The sequence below is a fragment of the Nocardia sp. NBC_00508 genome (assembly GCF_036346875.1).
Classification (GTDB): domain Bacteria; phylum Actinomycetota; class Actinomycetes; order Mycobacteriales; family Mycobacteriaceae; genus Nocardia.
Map to the genome: position 1 here is coordinate 5,640,737 of NZ_CP107852.1, position 16,095 is coordinate 5,656,831.

Consider the following 16,095-nt stretch of genomic DNA (forward strand, 5'->3'; position numbering starts at 1 on the left):
CATGGCAGGAGCACTGTGCCCCGGGTCGTTCGACCCCGTGACCTACGGACACCTCGATGTCTTCAACCGGGCGGCGGCCCAGTTCGACGAGGTGGTCATCACCGTCATGATCAACCCCAAGAAGCAGGGCATGTTCAGTGTCGAGGAGCGCATCGAGATGCTGCGCGAGTCGACCGCTCACCTGACCAACGTCCGGGTGGAGTCGTGGCAGGGCCTGCTCGTGGACTTCGCCAGAGAGCAGGGCATCACCGCGATCGTGAAGGGCCTGCGCGATGCCGGCGACTTCGGCTACGAGCTGCAGATGGCACAGATGAACAAGAAGCTCTCCGGCGTGGACACCTTCTTCATCGCCACCAACCCGTCCTTCAGCTACCTGTCCAGCTCCCTCGTCAAGGAAGTCGCCGCATACGGCGGCGACGTCACCGACATGCTCCCCCCGTCGGTCCACAAACGCCTCCTGGACCGCCTCGCCGAACGCAAGTCCTGAAACCGGGTAGCGAACCTCGGGGGCTTGCTACCCGGTGGCTGTCGGATCGGCGCAATTACTGTCCGATCGGCGCGACCATTGCCGGACCGGCACAACCACCGCCCTGCTGGCACAGCCACCAGTGTCGCCCGAGACAACCTGCTCGACGCGTTGCCGAACTCGCGACGCAACGACTGATCTCAAAAGAACATGGGTAACTCGCCGGGTACACCCAGAAACCGAGCGGCACCAAACGTAGGACCTGAACGCAAATCCTGTGTCACCCGACCAGTACGGCCTGAAGACCCGGAGAGGCGGGGGAGCGCTCAGAAGACCAAGCCGCGTAGTGCGAGGAAGCGCATGCCGCCGACGGCGGCGGTGATCGCCAGGATGGCGGCGGCTTGGGCGATGTCCCCGAGGCCGGGCGCCCACACCGCGAGTGCGGCCAGGGCCGCCGTCGTGATGGCCAGGCCGACCAGCGCCAGCCCGCCGCCTTCCCACTGCGCGGTGAACCAGCCGACCCGGTCGGCGGCGTGGAAGGTCAGTTGGCGGTGCAGTTCGTTGGCGATCATGGTGCTGACGATCGAGCCGACGACGTTCGCGATCAGCGGTCCGATGCCGTGCATGGCGAAGAACAGCAGCACGTAGGCGACGTTGCTGGAGCCGCCGACCAGCGCGAAGCGGATCAGCTGGGCGAAGGCGCGGTCGCCGCGCAGGTACTGGGGCAGCCGTCCGGAGGTGGCCGCGGCCTGCGCCTTCGGCAGCGCCGGGTACGCGCTCACCCACGGCGTGAAGAGGCTGGTAGCGCTCACTCCCGCCGGTCGCGGTAGTTCCAGAACAGTCATCGTCATTCCGATCGAACACGAGCCCTCGGCAGGGTCAACAGCGACGGTCATCGCTTCCTTCCCCGTCGACTCCTGGCAGATTCCGTTCGTAGCGCATATTCAGCAATCGCTGAACAGTCGGAGCCTGTCAACATTCGACGGGCAGGTGTCCATTCCTCCGGCTTCCTTGTCCGCGATCCCGGCTGGTCGCGGTCCGTGCTGAAGATCTGATCTTCCCAACGAATGTAACACGAAGCGGAGAGGAGGTCTCCACTTGAATTCTGTGGTGTGCGAGACATTGCCGCGACACACCGGAAAGTGATTCGGCACGAGCCGTGACGAGGGGCACACTGGGTTTCGCCGTGAGTCCGCAGGAGGGTAGTGAGCATGTATCGCGTATTCGAAGCGCTCGACGAACTGGTCGCCATCGTCGAAGAGGCGCGCGGCATCCCGCCGACCCGCAGCTGCATCGTGCCGCGCGGCGACGTGCTCGAACTACTCGACGACGTCCGTGACGCGCTGCCCGGTGAACTCGACGACGCCCAGGACGTGCTCGATCATCGGGACAAGATCGTTTCCGATGCCAGGTCCGGGGCCGAGACCACGGTGCAGGGCGCCAACGACCAGGCCGAGCGCACCATCGGCTCGGCCCGCGAGGAGGCCGACCGGATCCTGGCCGACGCCAAGGCGCACGCCGACCGCATGGTCGCGGAGGCGAGCGCCCACGCCGACCACCTGGTCACCTCCGCGCAGGAGGAGGCCGATCGCGTGGTGGCCGATGGCAACGCCGAATTCGAGGCGGTGACCGGCCGGGCGCGCACCGAGTCGGAGCGGATGATCGAGGCGGGGAAGGCCGCCTACGAACGCTCCGTCGCCGAAGGCCTCGCCGAGCAGGAGCGCTTGGTGACGCAGACCGAGGTGGTGCGCGCCGCGCATGCCGAATCGGCCCGGGTGATCGATGCCGCGCACGCCGAAGCCGATCGGCTGCGTGAGGAATGCGACCACTACGTCGACTCCCGGCTGGCCGATTTCGAGGAGACGCTCACCAGCACGCTGCGCACGGTCGGCCGTGGGCGGCACCAGTTGCGCAGCGGGGCGGGCGCACCCGACTACGCCACCGAATTCCGCAGGTAGCGGCACCCGTCATGATCAGCCGCTTTGGGTGAGAACCGGGTGGTCGCGTATTGTTGAGTGGTTGCCCATGTCCCCCCCGATCGTGAGTGAGTTCGTGATGTCCGCCGGTTCCGGTTCCGCGTCGCGTTCCCGTTCGGCCAAGCGCCGGATGCCGGACGCGGCTTTCGTGCTGGACGCCCGCAGCCTCGGCCGCAGGCCGGGGACGATGCGCGAGCTGCGCCGCACCGTGACCACCCAGGCGCGGATCGGCCTGGATCTGATGGCCGTCCCCGTGGGCGCGGCGGTGGAGCTCGACCTGCAGTTGCAGGCGGTGTCCGAGGGTGTGCTGGTCACCGGAACGGTGACCGCGCCGACCGAAGGGGAGTGCTCGCGCTGCCTCGAGCCGTTCACCGGCGAGGTCGGCGTGCGAGTCACCGAGCTGTACGCCTATCCGGACAGCACCACCGAGCAGACCACCGAGGAGGACGAGGTCTACCGGCTGGTCGACGACACCATCGACCTCGAGCCCGTGGTCATCGACGCGTTCGGCCTCGAGCTCCCGCTGCAGCCGCTGTGCACGCCGGATTGCGCAGGACTGTGCCCGGAATGCGGCGTACGGATGGCGATTGCGGGATCCGAGCACACACATGAGATACTTGACCCTCGCTGGGCCGGACTGGCTAAGTTCGCCTCCGGATCGCCCGGCACCGGCAGCCCCGACGAGGGTGCCGCCGACCGAGACCACTGAGCAAGACAGATCAGCCGAACCGGCAAAGCAATAAAGACAGAGGAGAAGTAGTCGTGGCCGTTCCCAAGCGCCGGATGTCCCGTTCCAACACCAGGTCGCGGCGCAGCCAGTGGAAGGCCGCCGCGCCGACCCTGATCACCTGCCCGAACCGCGCCTGTGGCGAGAAGACCCTGCCGCACATCGCCTGCCCATCCTGCGGCACCTACAAGGGCCGCCAGGTCACCGCCGCGGTCTGATCGTTCGACTTTCCGTAGCGACGTGACCGACGAACCCGACTCGTCCGGTGAACATGCGAGCCTGCTCGCCGCGCTGGGCGTCGAGCTGCAGCCCGGGCTGCTGCGCCTCGCGCTGACGCATCGGTCGTACGCGTACGAGAACGGCGGTCTGCCGACGAACGAACGTCTCGAGTTCCTCGGCGACTCCGTGCTCGGGCTGAGCATCACCGAGCGGCTGTATCACGAACATCCCTCGAAGACCGAGGGTGAGCTGGCCAAGTTGCGCGCGAGCGTGGTGAACATGCGCGCGCTCGCCGAGGTCGCCCGCGGCCTCGGCGAAGGTGGCCTCGGTGCGCACCTGCTACTCGGCAAGGGCGAAGAGCTCACCGGCGGTCGGGACAAGGACAGCATCCTCGCCGACGGCATGGAGTCGCTGCTCGGCGCCGTGCATCTGCAGCACGGTATCGAGGTGGCGCGCTCGGTGGTGCTGCGGCTGTTCGCCGAGTTGCTGGAGCGTGGCCCGCGCATGGGCGCCGGCTTGGACTGGAAGACCAGCCTGCAGGAACTCACCGCCGAGCGTGGTCTCGGCGTGCCCAGCTACGAGATCACCTCGACGGGGCCGGACCACGACAAGGAGTTCACCGCCACCACGGTGATCGGCGGCCGGGCTTACGGGCAGGGTGTGGGCCGGTCCAAGAAGGACGCCGAACAGAAGGCCGCGGGCGCCGCCTACGAGGCGCTGACCGCCGAAACCTGACGTGCCCGAACTTCCCGAGGTCGAGGTGGTTCGACGTGGCCTCGCCGAGCATGTGGTCGGCCGGGTCGTCGAATCGGTGGCGATCACCCATCCCCGCTCGGTCCGCCGCCATCTCGAAGGCGCCGCCGATCTCGCCGCGCGGCTGACCGGCCTGACGGTCGAGGCGGCCGAGCGGCGCGGCAAATTCCTCTGGCTGACCTTCGACGACCCGGAAGCCGCCTTGGTGGTGCATCTGGGGATGAGCGGTCAGATGCTGATCCAGCTCGCCGACGCGCCGTTGGAGAAGCATGCGCACATCCGCGCCACCTTCAGCGACGGCACGCAACTGCGTTTCGTCGACCAGCGCACCTTCGGCGGCTGGGCGCTCGCCCCGCTGGTCGAGGTGGACGGCACCCTGGTGCCCGAGCCGGTCGCGCACATCGCCCGCGACCCGCTGGACCCGCGTTTCGACGTCGAATCCGTGGTCGCCGTCGTCCGGGGCAAGCGCAGCGAGATCAAACGCGTCCTGCTCGATCAGAGCGTCGTTTCCGGTATCGGCAACATCTACGCCGACGAGGCGCTGTGGCGTGCCGAGCTGCACGGGGAGCGGATCGCCGCGGGACTGTCCAGGCCCGCCGTGCGCAGCCTGCTCGCCGAGGTGAGCGTGGTGATGGGGGAAGCGCTCCACGCGGGCGGCACATCCTTCGATGCGCTGTATGTGAACATCAACGGTCAGTCCGGGTATTTCGAACGCTCCCTCGCCGTCTACGGCCGGGAGGACGAGCCGTGCCGCCGCTGTGGCGCGCCGATCATCCGGGATCGGTTCATGAACCGCTCGTCGTACTCCTGCCCGCGCTGCCAGCCGAAGCCGCGCCGCCGGTAGCGCGAGAGAGTTACCGTTTCCTCAGGGCGGTTCGGAATGTCACCCGACCGTGAGGAAGGAAGCATGCGCAAGCTCACCTATTACGTCGCCTCGACCATCGATGGATTCATCGCCACCGAGGAGGGCTCGGTCGACTTCTTCCCGGTCGGCGGCGATCACGGCCCGGCGATCACCGCGCAGTACCCGGAGACACTGCCGACCAAGGTGCGCGAAGCGATCGGGGTCGAGCAGCGCAATCGCTATTTCGACACGGTGCTGATGGGGCGCAAGACGCACGACTTCGGCGTGCGCACCGGCACCTCGAGCCCGTACGCGCATCTGCGGCAGTTCGTGGTCTCGACCACGCTGCCGGAGAGCCCCGATCCCGCCGTGGAGCTGATCTCCGCGGACCCGGTCGAGAAGGTCAGGGCGCTCAAGCGCGAAAGCGGGCTGGGCATCTGGCTGTGCGGCGGCGGTGAGCTGGCGCAGGTGCTGCTCTCGGAGATCGACCAGATCTTCCTGAAGCTGTACCCGATCGTGCTCGGTCGCGGACGCCCTTTGTTCGGCGCCGGACCACGGCTGCCGGAACCGGCCAAGTTCCGGGTGATCACCAGCACGGTGTTCGAGGACGGCGTGGCTTTCCTCAAGTACAGCCGGATCGCATAGCCGGTGCCCGACCAGGATCCGAGCGGGACACCGGACCGCGCCGCGGCGCCCGGGCCGGTGGCGGCGTTGCGGGAGATCGGCTTCTGGCTGGAACGTGCCCGAGCGGAAACCCATCGGGTCAAGGCCTACCGGCGCGCCGCCGATGTCGTGGCCGGGCTGACCGCCGACGAGCGCGAGGCGCATCGGGCAGCGGGTAGCTGGCAGGAGATCACGGGCATCGGACCCAAGACCGCGGCCGTTGTCGAGCAGGCGTACGCCGGTGCGGTGCCGCGGTATCTCGCCGAGCTGCGGGCCGCGGCACAGCCGATCGGGGAGCCGGGCAAGCCGTTGCGCGAACGGCTGCGCGGCGACCTGCACACTCACTCGAACTGGTCGGACGGCGGTAGCCCGATCGAAGAGATGATGCGCGTCGCGGCGGCGCTCGGCCACGAATATTGCGCCCTGACCGACCATTCTCCGCGATTGACCGTGGCCAACGGCCTGTCCGCCGACCGGCTGCGCAAGCAATTGGACGTGGTCGCCGAACTCAACGACCGGATGGCGCCGTTCCGCATTCTCACCGGCATCGAGGTCGACATCCTCGACGACGGCACTCTCGACCAGCGGGCGGACCTGCTCGCGCGGCTGGATATCGTGGTGGCCAGCGTGCATTCTCATCTGCGCGACGACAGCGCGACGATGACCAAGCGCATGGCGTACGCGGTCGCCGATCCCAACGTCGACGTGCTCGGGCACTGCACCGGCCGCCTGGTCACGGGTGGTCGCGGCACCAGGCCGGAGTCGACGTTCGACGCCGAGGTGGTCTTCGAGGCGTGTCGCACCTACGGCACCGCCGTCGAAATCAACAGCAGGCCCGAACGACTCGATCCTCCCTCGCGGTTGCTGCGCTTGGCTGTGGAAATGGGCTGTCACTTCGCCGTCGACACCGACGCACACGCCCCCGGACAGCTCGACTGGCAAGGATACGGATGCGAGCGCGCGCTCGCGAATGGTGTTGTGGCCGAACGGGTGATCAACGCCTGGCCGCTGGCCGACCTGCTGGCATGGACCCGTGCCGGAGCGTGACCGCCGGGTTAACGGTTGCCGAACAATTCGGATCACGATGTGCCGGAACATGATCGGCGCCGAGAATGAGTGCCACGTGGTTCGCGGGGAGTGGGAGATCAACTGGTGGGCGACTTGCCGCTCGACACCGTTCTGGAGCTTATCGGTACCGTCGTCGCGGTGGTGGCTCTCGCCGTAGCGCTCGCCGCCTTCCTTCGGGAGTTCGTCTTCGCGGGCAGCAAAAGGCTCGGCTACCGGGTGCAGATGGATACGCCGGTCACCGGCGAGATCGAGTCGAGGTTTCCCGGCGTGCTCACCCAGCTGCGTCCCGCCGATGGCGCGAGCCCGGACCTGAAGGACATCTCGGTCGTCCTGGTGCGCATCGAGAACGCGGGCATTACGCGGATCGACACCGAGGACTACACGGCGCCGGGCCAGCAGATCGGTTTGCACCTGCATTTTCCGCAGCGCCGGGTGATCGGCATGGCGGTGAACGAGCTGAGCGATCCTTCGGCGTTGGCCGACCACCTCGGCCGCAACTCCGGCATCGACGTGCGCGAGGACACCGGTGGGCACATCGGCGTGATCGATCTGCCGAAAGTGCCGCTACGCAAGGACGATCACTACAAGATCCTGGCCATCCTGCAACGCTCCGACGGCGCGGGGAGCTACCCGGAGCCGGTGCTGCGCGGCGGTATCAAGGGCGGCCGGATCATCGAAACCCGGGCGGGCACGCCCCGACGGCTGATCGCGTTCACGATGTCCCTGGTACTGGTGATCGGGTTCCTGCTCGTGGTGGTCTGGCAGGAGCCGTCGCCGACACCACTGGAGTGCGCGTCGGGCAAGCTGACCGTGATCGGGTCGTCGGCCTTCGGCCCGGTGATCCAGGAGGCCGCAGAACAGTATCGGAAGCGCTGCACCGGAGCGGAATTCGCGTTCGACTTCGAGGGGACCGAGGATGGTCTGGACCGGCTCGCCGAGGAGGGCGCGGGCAAGCCAGGTCTGCTCGCGATCAGCGATGGCGCCAAGGGCAGCGGGTACCCGACCCTGGTGCACCGTCCGCTCGCGCTGTCGTTGTTCACCATGATCGCGCATCCCGACGTCGGTGTGAGTGACCTGACCGTCGCCGAGATCCAGGATCTCTACCGGGGCAAGATCGGTAACTGGCGCGAGGTGGGCGGTCCGGACCTGCCGGTGGTGCTGGTCAACCGCACTCCCGGTTCGGGTTCGCGAAACACCTTCGAGCGCAGGCTGCTCGACGGCGCACAACCGGACCGCCCGCACCTCAGCTGCACGGCGCTCAAGGACACGGTCATCACCGCGCCCGCGCACTGCGACGTGCAGGTCACCGCGGACATGCGTAAGGCGGTGGCCGGAATTCGCGGCGCCATCGGCTACGCGGAGTTCTCCGAAGCGATCGACGCGGGACTGCCCACCGTGGCGATCGACGGCGTCGGCGCCGACCGCGACGCCGCCGTGCGGCGCACCTACCCGTTCTGGGGCGTCGAGTACGCCTACAGCAACGGGGAACTGCCCGGCGACTCGCTCGCCGCGAGCTTCCTGCACTTCCTGACCGATCAGACCGGCAAGGAGGTGCTGCGGTCGCAGGGCAACGCGCCGTGCGCCGACCTGCCCGACCCCGGTCGCTGCCTACCCGACCGGTGAATCCCGGCGGTTCGTCCCGCGCGGTGCGGCACAACGCCATCGCACCGCTGCCGCGACCGCCGATCTGTCGGTGGGCTCGGCGAGGATGGACGCATGACGGAACTCTCGCTGCGCGAACTGAATCGGACGCTTCTGGTCCGCCAGAAACTGGTGGAGAAGGTGGCGCTGACTCCGTTCGAACTCGTCCGGCATCTGGTCGCGGTGCAGGGCCAGGAACCGAACTGGCCTTATGTAGGACTGTGGTCGCGTCTGGCGACGTTCCGGCACGACGATCTGGCCGCGCTGCTGCATGACCGTCAGCTGGTGCGCTCCACCATGATCCGCCGGACCGTGCATCTTGCCGACGCCGCGGACTTTCGCTGGTTGCGGCCCACGGTCCAGCCGGTGGTCGACGCCGCGCTGAAGGCGCCGTACTTCCGCGATGAGATCGACGGCGTCGACCTGGACGCGCTCGCCGCGGCCGGACGCGAACTGCTGGCCGGACAGCTGCTGAGCCGCGGCGACCTGGGCAAGCTGCTCGCGGAGCACTTCCCGGACCGGCATACCCGTCGGTTGGCCGAGACCGTCGAGCTGCTGGTCCCGTTGGTGCACGGCCCGGAGACCGGTGCGTGGGGACGGTGGCGCAACCGGTACGTCACGGTGGGATCGGCCGAGGAATGGATCGGCGCTCCCATGGCCGCCGCACCGCAGCCCGAGACCCTGGTGCTGCGCTACCTGGCCGCGTTCGGCCCCGCCACGGTTGCGGACATGCAGGCGTGGGCGGGCGTCACCCGATTGGCCGAGGTCGTCGACGAGATGCGCACGAAGCTGCGGGTATTCACCGACGACCAGCATCGTGTGCTGTTCGACCTACCCGACGCGCCCGTGGCCGAGCCGGATCTGCCTGTGCCCGTGCGCTTTCTGCCCGCCTTCGACAACGCGCTGCTCGGCCACAAGGACCGCCGCAGGATCATCAGCGAGGAAGACCGCAAACGCACCGCCAAGGAGGCATCCGCGGGCGTGCCCATGTATCTGGTCGACGGTTTCGTGCACGGCCGCTGGTCGCTCGACGGCGCCACACTGCGCATCGAGCCGTGGCATCCACTGTCGCCGTCGGACGAAGCGGCAGTGCGCACCGAAGCCGAGGATCTGCTGTCGTTCATCGCGGCGGGCGGGGATGCAACGGCGAGTCGGGATCCGGAGATTGTCATCGAGGGTTGACAACGGGCGCTTCGGAAGCGTCGTCCGAGGCCGGGCGGGCATAACCGGCCCACCGGACTACCCATCGGTTGCTGATGAAACGCTGGGCGAGGGGATTTTTCCCAAACTGATTGGTTTGAAGAACCCTGTCTGAGGTACCTCCCAGTCGGCCCCCCTGATCACGTCAGCGGCGTGACCAGGCCAACCAAGCCCCATGGACGGCGGTGCAGCAAGGTCTTCACCCCCGCCGCGGCGGCCACTTAGTTCAGTTCGGCGCCCGGTACTCCGAGTGCTGGGTGAATGCGAGTGCTACGTGGTTGTCCCTGGAAGGAGGGTCATGAGCGCGATTTCCGTGCCGTTTTCGGGGCAGAGCGCATCGTCCGATCTGCCGATGGCGTCGTCCGACTACTTGTCGACAGACAATTCCAGCGGTCCGTTCCGCATCGCGATGGTGGTGCCACCGTACTTCGACGTACCGCCCAAGGCATACGGCGGTGTCGAGGCCGTGGTCGCCGATCTGGTCGACGCATTGGTGGCCCGCGGGCACGACGTGACCCTGTTCGGGGCGGGGGAGCCGGGCACCAAGGCGAGGTTCGTGCCGGTGTGGGATCGAGCCGTGCCCGAGCGTCTCGGGGAGCCGTTTCCGGAAGTCGTGCACGCGCTGCGGGTGCGCCGCGCGGTCGAGAAGCTCGCGGCGACATCGGGTGTGGACCTGGTGCATGACCACACCTTCGCGGGCCCGCTCAACGCGTCCGTCTTCCAGCGCCTCGGGCTGCCCACCGTGCTGACCGTGCACGGTCCGGTGGAGGACGACATCTACCGGTACTACCAGGATTTGGGTGATGACGTGGCGCTGGTGGCGATCAGCGACCGCCAGCGCGCACTCGCGGCGGGACTGAATTGGTCCGGGCGCGTGCACAATGCGCTGAACGTCGACGACTGGCCGTTCCGCGTCGAGAAGGACGACTATGCGCTGTTCCTCGGCCGGTTCAGCGAGTGCAAGGCCCCGCACCTGGCGCTGGAGGCCGCGCATGCCGCAGGCATCCCGCTGGTACTCGCGGGTAAGTGCAGCGAACGACCTGAGCAGGCATACTTCGAGGAGAAGGTGCGGCCGCTGCTGACGGACAACGACCATCTATTCGGCCTCGCCGACGCGACGGCCAAGCGTAAGCTGCTTGCCAATGCGCGTTGCCTGTTGTTCCCGATTCGCTGGGAGGAACCGTTCGGCATGGTGATGATCGAATCCCTGGTCTGTGGCACACCGGTGGTCGCACTGCGCGGCGGGGCGGTGTCCGAGGTGATCGTCGACGGCGTGACCGGCCGCATCTGTGACGATCCCGCCGAGTTGCCCGCCGCGATCGACGAGGTTCGGACGATGGACCCGTACACCTGCCGGGCACACGTGAAGGCGAAGTTCGGTTCCGACACGCTCGGCTTCGGTTATGAGCAGGTGTATCGCAGGCTGTTGCGGTCCAAGAAGCGGTTCGGCGCGGTGCCGGTCGACACCGGCGTGACCGCTACCGCGCCGGTGCGAATCGCGGCGAGCGGATTGGCGTGACCGGTACCCGACCGCTGAGTCCCGACCCCCTGAATTCCGGTGAGGCGACCGGGTTCGGGGGGTGCGGTTCGGTGACCCTGGTGGAGGGCGGCACGTTCTGCCTGTCGAACCGGCTCGGCGATGTGGAGCCGGGCAAGCCGCACGGATTGTTCTTCCGTGACGCGCGCGTGCTGTCCCGCTGGGAGTTGCTGGTGAACGGCAAACCCGCCGAGCCACTTTCGGTGCTGAGTCCGGAGGCGTTCGCCGCCAGGTTCGTGTTGCGCAGGCCGCCGCAGGCGGGCCTGGCCGACAGCACGCTGCTGGTGGTGCGCGAACGGATCGTGGCCGACGGCATGCACGAGCTGCTGACGCTGGAGAACATGGGCCGCGAGCCCACGGCGGTGCTGCTGGAACTGCACATGGACGCCGATTTCGTCGACCTGTTCGCGGTGAAGGAAGGCCGTGCCGGACACGCGAGGGCCGACGTGACGGTGGCCGACGGCGAGCTGGTGCTGCACGATCACGCCGACCGCACGCGCGGGATCTCGGTCTCGGCGACAGTGGAACCCCAGGTGATGCCGGGCACGCTGGTCTGGCGGGTGATCGTGCCGGTCGGCGAATGCTGGCAGACCGAGATCATCGCCCAGCCCACGTTGGGCAATCAGCGCTTCCAAGCGGTCGCTCCCGGCGAGCACTACGGAATCAGCGCGCCGGGCCGCAAGATCGAGGCATGGCGGGACACCGCCACCGACATCGTCGCGTCCGATCCGGTGCTCACCCGAGTGCTGCGCCGCACCGAAAGCGACTTGGGCGCGTTGCAGATGCACGACGAATCCGGCGACGCCAGGCCGTTCGTCGCCGCGGGCGCGCCGTGGTTCATGACCCTGTTCGGTCGCGACAGCCTGCTCACCGCATGGATGGCGCTGCCCTTGGAAGTGGACCTGGCGCTCGGCACGCTGCAGCAGTTGGCGGAACTGCAAGGGCAGGAGGTGAATCCGCTCACCGAGGAGGAGCCGGGACGCATCATGCACGAGATGCGCCGCGGTCCGTCGGGCGGTCAGGTGCTGGGCGGCAACATCTACTACGGCAGCGCCGACGCCACCCCGTTGTTCGTGATGCTGCTCGCCGAATGTCATCGCTGGGGCGCGGATCCGGAGGTGATCCGGCAACTGCTGCCCGCGGCCGACGCCGCCCTGCACTGGATCACCGACTACGGCGACCGCGACGGCGACGGTTTCGTCGAATACCGCCGCGCGACCGACCGCGGCCTGATCAACCAGGGGTGGAAGGACAGCTTCGACGGAATCAACGACGCCACCGGGCATATCGCCGAGGCGCCCATCGCGCTGTGCGAGGTGCAGGGATATGTACACGCGGCGCTGCTGGCCAGGGCCGACTTGGCCGACGCATACGACGACAGGCGGCTGGCCGGCCAATTGCGGGAGCGCGCCGAGGAGTTGCGCGGCAAGTTCGCCGAGCAGTTCTGGCTGCCCGACCGCGGCTGGTACGCCGTGGCGCTGGACGGTGGCAAGCGGCAGGTCGACGCGCTGACCAGCAACGCGGCGCACTGCCTGTGGTCGGGCATCGCGAGTGACGAGCACGCGGCCGACCTGGTGCAACGCATGGCGGGCCCGGAGATGGACTCCGGGTTCGGATTGCGCACGTTGGCGTCGAACATGGGCGCCTACAACCCGATGAGCTACCACTGCGGCTCGGTCTGGCCACACGACACGGCGATCGCGGTAGCGGGCCTCCTGCGCTATCAGCACGTGCCGGGCGCGGTCGAAGTCGCGACGCAGCTGGCCACCGGATTGCTGGACGCGGCAGCGGTGTTCGACGGGCGGCTGCCGGAGTTGTTCTGTGGCTTTCCCCGTTCGCGGTTCGCCAACCCGGTGCCGTATCCGACCTCCTGCTCGCCGCAGGCGTGGGCGAGCGCCGCGCCGCTGCTGCTGGTGCGCGCGTTTCTCGGGCTCGAGCCGGACGTCCCCGCCCGGACGCTGACCGTGCGCCCGCACGTCCCGGAAAGGTGGGGCAAGATCTCACTGCATGCGTTGCGGCTCGGCGCGATCACTGTCGATCTGGAGGTGCAGGGCAGCCAGATCACCGCGGCGCGCCTGCCCGACGACTGGCGATTGGTGACCCGATGACCCGGCCGGGTTGCCGAGGGGCGCGAAGGGGTATGCCTCCGGCGTAAGGATGTTGGCAAGCCTTCTCGTACTGACACAGGCATGGGAGGTGCACGATGCAGACATCGCTCGATACTCAGGATCTGTGGCGCACGCAGCACCGGGACTGCGCCGCGGAGCCCTCGACCGATCTCGACCTCGACCGGGCGCTGTTCATTCGCAGCGTGCACGCCGGTCACGGCCCGGAGTGCCGCCAGTATCTCGCGGCGGCGGCATATTGCCTCGAGCATCTGGACGACCACTGACCTCACGGCTTTCACCGCGCAGCGGCCAGCGGGCGGATGTGAGCGCACCGACCGATCACCTCCGCATGCCGCGGCGGTGATCGCTACAGAATCGCGAAGGCGATGACCAGCCCGAGCGCGAAATGCGCGGCCGCCACGACGAGGACCTCGGCGGTGTAGGTCTCCGCGTGCAACGCGGCGCCGATATCGATGCCGAGCGCCCGCTCGATGACCCGCACCGAGATGACCTGCGCGACAATGCCCACCAGGCCGAACACCAGCGCCGCGATCAGGCCCTCGGAGAGCTTGCCGCCGCCGCCGACGGAGAAGATGGCGAGCACCACGATGAACGCCATGCTGATCATGCCCGCGGCGGTCACGATGATGGCGTTCGGCTTGCCCGCCACTACTAGCTTGCGCAGCTTGCCCGGCGTGGTCATGTCGATGGCGTAGAAGCCGACGAGCATGAGCACCAAGCCGACGAGGGCGTAGAGGACGATCGCTCCGACCCCCTCGCCCAGCGAGCTCCAGTACCCCGATTCCAGGGCGACTGCGGTCATCTTGATCCTTCCGAAATGGGTCGGCGTGCGGCCGAGATGGATTCGTGCATGTCGATGCTCAGTCGGTGATGATGCGGTGCGGAACGAAGGCGGAGCCGTCGTCGGTGATCAGGCCCGCGGTCTCCCGGATGCCGAGACCGGCCGCGGTATCGCCGACGATCCACGCGCCGAGCACCGGGCGCATGTCGTCGAACTCCGGTAGCGGGTCGAGCAATTGGTACACGTAGCCTTCTTCGCCGTAGACGCCGCCCGTGGCGGTCTCCAAGCCTGCGCCGACGATGGTCATGTTCGCGCCCTCGCGTCCGAGCTTCGGCTTACGGATGTACTCGGTGAGCTCATGCGGCTGATCGAGATAGGCGGGCAGCAGGTTCGGGTGGCCAGGGTACATCTCCCACAGCACCGCGAGGATCGCCTTGTTGCTCAGCAACGTCTTCCACAGCGGTTCGACCCACATGGTCTGCGGCAGGCTGTCCACGACGCGCTTGCCGAACTCGTCGTCGAGTGCCCATTCCCACGGGTAGAGCTTGAAGATCGCCTCGATCGGCGCCTCGGCCAGGTCGACGAAATGCTCCAGCTCCGAATCGAAGCCGACCTCCTCGATCGGCAGTGCGATGGTGTCGAAACCGGCCTCGGCGGCGGTCTCCTGCATGTAGGCGGTCGTGACGTTGTCCTCGCCGGTGGCGTCCGCACCGGACCAGGTGAAGTGCAGGTGCGCGGTGGGCAGCAGGTCGCGCAGCGCGCTCCAGCGTTCGACGAGCTTCTCGTGCAACGAGTTCCACTGGTCGCCGCCGGGGTAGCGGTCGGTGAGCCAGTGCCACTGGACGATCGCCGCCTCCAGCAACGAGGTCGGGGTATCCGCGTTGTACTCCAGCAGTTTCGCCGGGCGGCGTGCGTCATAGCGCAGATCGAAGCGCCCGTAGACATAGGGGTCGGAGCGTTTCCAGGATTCGGCGATCGGACCCCAACTCCACTCGGGCAGGCCGAAATCGGCGAACCGCTCGGTGAGCACGATGTGTTCCACCGCGTTCAGGCACATCGAATGCAGCAGTTCGACATCGGCCTCCAGGGCGAGGATCTCCGGCATCTCGAACTCGTAATGGACCGATTCGTCCCAGTACGGCCGCGGCTGCCCGCTCGCATCCCGTCCCGGGGAACCGTAGACCAAGCCTTGGCTTTCGATGACCTGCTGCCAGCCCGGCCGGGGCGTATCCCGTACGCGGCGCATCTACGATCCTCCGCCGGTGCTCTTGCTGCCCAGCCCACCGCGCTGGATCGTGGTGCCGCTCTTGGTCTTGATCTCGGCGTTCTTCGGTTTGATCGTGGTGCCGCCGGTGGGCGGTTTGCCGATGGTGCCGGTGCCGCCGTAGTAGTAGCGGTACTGCGGTCCGCCGCCGAGGATGATCACGCCCGGCGCGCCGCTGGTGTAGCCGGGACGGCCCTCGCCGCAGTAGGAGTCGTCGACTACGACCTCCTGGCCGCTCTCGGTCTTCACGCACTGCGCCGTGACCCGGTCCGGCGCGGTCAGGGCGCGATAGGCCAGGTAGCCGCCGCCGACCAGACCGGCGACGCCGACGATGGCGACACCGCCGATCATGACCCGCTTGCGCTTGCGCTTCTTGGACTCCTCGGCCGCGGCGGCCGCGCGCCGCTCTTCTTCGGCGCGCTTGCGCGCTTTGTCTCTGGCCCGTGCCTCGGCCACCGTGGGCGGTCGCGGCTGCGTGACGCCTGGTTCCTGCCGCTGCATGCTGCCGCGCCGCTCGGGCTCGGCGGGCTGCTGATCGGAACCGGCGACCCCCGACGGCTCCTGCCGGGCGGGCACCGAACTCGGCGTCGACCAGTCGATCTCCGACGGTTCAGGGGCTCCGCTCGGTGCGGACACCGGCGTCGACCAGTCCGTGCCGCCGGAGGCCGGCCGCGACCGATCTTCTCGGTCGGCTGATCCGGGCGGCGCAGGCGGCTGGTCCTCGGCAGGTTGCTCCGGCGTGGACGGTCGCTCGGACTCGGCGTCGTCTGGACGTTTGCCGTCACCCGGATTCCGCGTACTCACCGCTGTGCCCCCCTTGTCGCCCG

General features: G+C 68.1%; 17 protein-coding genes. 13 read left to right on the top strand and 4 right to left on the bottom strand.

Annotation, left to right across the window (positions count from 1 at the left end; genetic code table 11):
• Position 1: 1 nt before the first annotated feature.
• Positions 2-487 (top strand): pantetheine-phosphate adenylyltransferase, encoded by a 486-nt coding sequence (gene coaD / locus OHA40_RS25175; protein ID WP_330229348.1) that lies wholly within the window; start codon positions 2-4, stop codon positions 485-487.
• 305 nt (positions 488-792) lie between these two features.
• Here coaD and OHA40_RS25180 read toward each other — a convergent pair whose 3' ends face one another.
• Positions 793-1,311: a GtrA family protein gene (locus tag OHA40_RS25180; RefSeq protein WP_330229349.1), complete on the bottom strand. Its 519-nt coding sequence runs from the start codon at positions 1,309-1,311 to the stop codon at positions 793-795.
• Between the two features lie 366 nt (positions 1,312-1,677).
• On the opposite strand from OHA40_RS25180, the gene OHA40_RS25185 reads away from it, so the two are divergent.
• The 12 genes from OHA40_RS25185 (at position 1,678) to OHA40_RS25240 (ending at position 13,486) form a co-directional block, all read left to right on the top strand.
• Positions 1,678-2,424 carry a DivIVA domain-containing protein gene (locus tag OHA40_RS25185; protein ID WP_330229350.1) on the top strand — a complete coding sequence of 249 codons (747 nt, stop codon included), beginning with the start codon at positions 1,678-1,680 and terminating at the stop codon, positions 2,422-2,424.
• Between the two features lie 97 nt (positions 2,425-2,521).
• Entirely contained in the window at positions 2,522-3,151 is a 630-nt protein-coding gene (locus tag OHA40_RS25190; protein ID WP_330234360.1) for a YceD family protein, read from the top strand.
• A gap of 53 nt (positions 3,152-3,204) precedes the next feature.
• Entirely contained in the window at positions 3,205-3,387 is a 183-nt protein-coding gene (gene rpmF / locus OHA40_RS25195; protein ID WP_039799574.1) for a 50S ribosomal protein L32, read from the top strand.
• A 22-nt stretch (positions 3,388-3,409) separates the two neighbouring features.
• Positions 3,410-4,123: a ribonuclease III gene (rnc, locus tag OHA40_RS25200; protein WP_330229351.1), complete on the top strand. Its 714-nt coding sequence runs from the start codon at positions 3,410-3,412 to the stop codon at positions 4,121-4,123.
• 1 nt (position 4,124) lies between these two features.
• Complete coding sequence (gene mutM / locus OHA40_RS25205) at positions 4,125-4,985, top strand: bifunctional DNA-formamidopyrimidine glycosylase/DNA-(apurinic or apyrimidinic site) lyase (protein WP_330229352.1); 861 nt, start codon at positions 4,125-4,127, stop codon at positions 4,983-4,985.
• A 63-nt stretch (positions 4,986-5,048) separates the two neighbouring features.
• Positions 5,049-5,630, top strand: coding sequence for a dihydrofolate reductase family protein (locus OHA40_RS25210; protein WP_330229353.1), 582 nt, complete (start codon positions 5,049-5,051; stop codon positions 5,628-5,630).
• Positions 5,631-5,633: 3 nt separating this feature from the next.
• Entirely contained in the window at positions 5,634-6,695 is a 1,062-nt protein-coding gene (locus tag OHA40_RS25215; protein ID WP_330229354.1) for a PHP domain-containing protein, read from the top strand.
• Between the two features lie 105 nt (positions 6,696-6,800).
• Positions 6,801-8,339: a PstS family phosphate ABC transporter substrate-binding protein gene (locus OHA40_RS25220; RefSeq protein WP_330229355.1), complete on the top strand. Its 1,539-nt coding sequence runs from the start codon at positions 6,801-6,803 to the stop codon at positions 8,337-8,339.
• Positions 8,340-8,432: 93 nt separating this feature from the next.
• Entirely contained in the window at positions 8,433-9,539 is a 1,107-nt protein-coding gene (locus OHA40_RS25225) for a winged helix DNA-binding domain-containing protein (RefSeq protein ID WP_330229356.1), read from the top strand.
• A 370-nt stretch (positions 9,540-9,909) separates the two neighbouring features.
• Complete coding sequence (locus tag OHA40_RS25230; protein ID WP_330234361.1) at positions 9,910-11,076, top strand: glycosyltransferase family 4 protein; 1,167 nt, start codon at positions 9,910-9,912, stop codon at positions 11,074-11,076.
• Between the two features lie 14 nt (positions 11,077-11,090).
• The gene (locus tag OHA40_RS25235) at positions 11,091-13,202 is read left to right on the top strand and encodes an amylo-alpha-1,6-glucosidase (RefSeq protein WP_330234362.1); all 2,112 of its coding nucleotides are present in this window, start codon (positions 11,091-11,093) and stop codon (positions 13,200-13,202) included.
• Positions 13,203-13,297: 95 nt separating this feature from the next.
• Entirely contained in the window at positions 13,298-13,486 is a 189-nt protein-coding gene (locus tag OHA40_RS25240) for a hypothetical protein (RefSeq protein ID WP_330229357.1), read from the top strand.
• An 83-nt stretch (positions 13,487-13,569) separates the two neighbouring features.
• Here the strand turns inward: OHA40_RS25240 and OHA40_RS25245 are convergent, their stop codons facing one another.
• From OHA40_RS25245 to OHA40_RS25255, 3 genes are read right to left on the bottom strand one after another with little or no spacing between them, the layout of a single operon-like run.
• A complete protein-coding gene (locus OHA40_RS25245; RefSeq protein ID WP_330229358.1) occupies positions 13,570-14,025 on the bottom strand; it encodes a DUF350 domain-containing protein in 456 nt (151 codons plus the stop codon).
• A 58-nt stretch (positions 14,026-14,083) separates the two neighbouring features.
• Positions 14,084-15,250, bottom strand: coding sequence for a glutathionylspermidine synthase family protein (locus tag OHA40_RS25250; protein ID WP_330229359.1), 1,167 nt, complete (start codon positions 15,248-15,250; stop codon positions 14,084-14,086).
• Positions 15,251-16,072 (bottom strand): hypothetical protein, encoded by an 822-nt coding sequence (locus tag OHA40_RS25255; RefSeq protein WP_330229360.1) that lies wholly within the window; start codon positions 16,070-16,072, stop codon positions 15,251-15,253. It abuts the gene before it with no gap.
• Between the last annotated feature and the right edge of the window lie 23 nt (positions 16,073-16,095).

Coding starts and splice junctions, on each gene's coding strand:
- coaD (WP_330229348.1), top strand. CDS start 2: ATGGCAGGAGCACTGTGCCCCGGGTCGTTCGACCCCGTGACCTACGGA.
- OHA40_RS25245 (WP_330229358.1), bottom strand. CDS start 14,025: ATGACCGCAGTCGCCCTGGAATCGGGGTACTGGAGCTCGCTGGGCGAG.
- OHA40_RS25190 (WP_330234360.1), top strand. CDS start 2,522: ATGTCCGCCGGTTCCGGTTCCGCGTCGCGTTCCCGTTCGGCCAAGCGC.
- OHA40_RS25180 (WP_330229349.1), bottom strand. CDS start 1,311: ATGACTGTTCTGGAACTACCGCGACCGGCGGGAGTGAGCGCTACCAGC.
- OHA40_RS25225 (WP_330229356.1), top strand. CDS start 8,433: ATGACGGAACTCTCGCTGCGCGAACTGAATCGGACGCTTCTGGTCCGC.
- OHA40_RS25250 (WP_330229359.1), bottom strand. CDS start 15,250: ATGCGCCGCGTACGGGATACGCCCCGGCCGGGCTGGCAGCAGGTCATC.
- OHA40_RS25240 (WP_330229357.1), top strand. CDS start 13,298: ATGCAGACATCGCTCGATACTCAGGATCTGTGGCGCACGCAGCACCGG.
- OHA40_RS25210 (WP_330229353.1), top strand. CDS start 5,049: ATGCGCAAGCTCACCTATTACGTCGCCTCGACCATCGATGGATTCATC.
- OHA40_RS25230 (WP_330234361.1), top strand. CDS start 9,910: ATGGCGTCGTCCGACTACTTGTCGACAGACAATTCCAGCGGTCCGTTC.
- OHA40_RS25185 (WP_330229350.1), top strand. CDS start 1,678: ATGTATCGCGTATTCGAAGCGCTCGACGAACTGGTCGCCATCGTCGAA.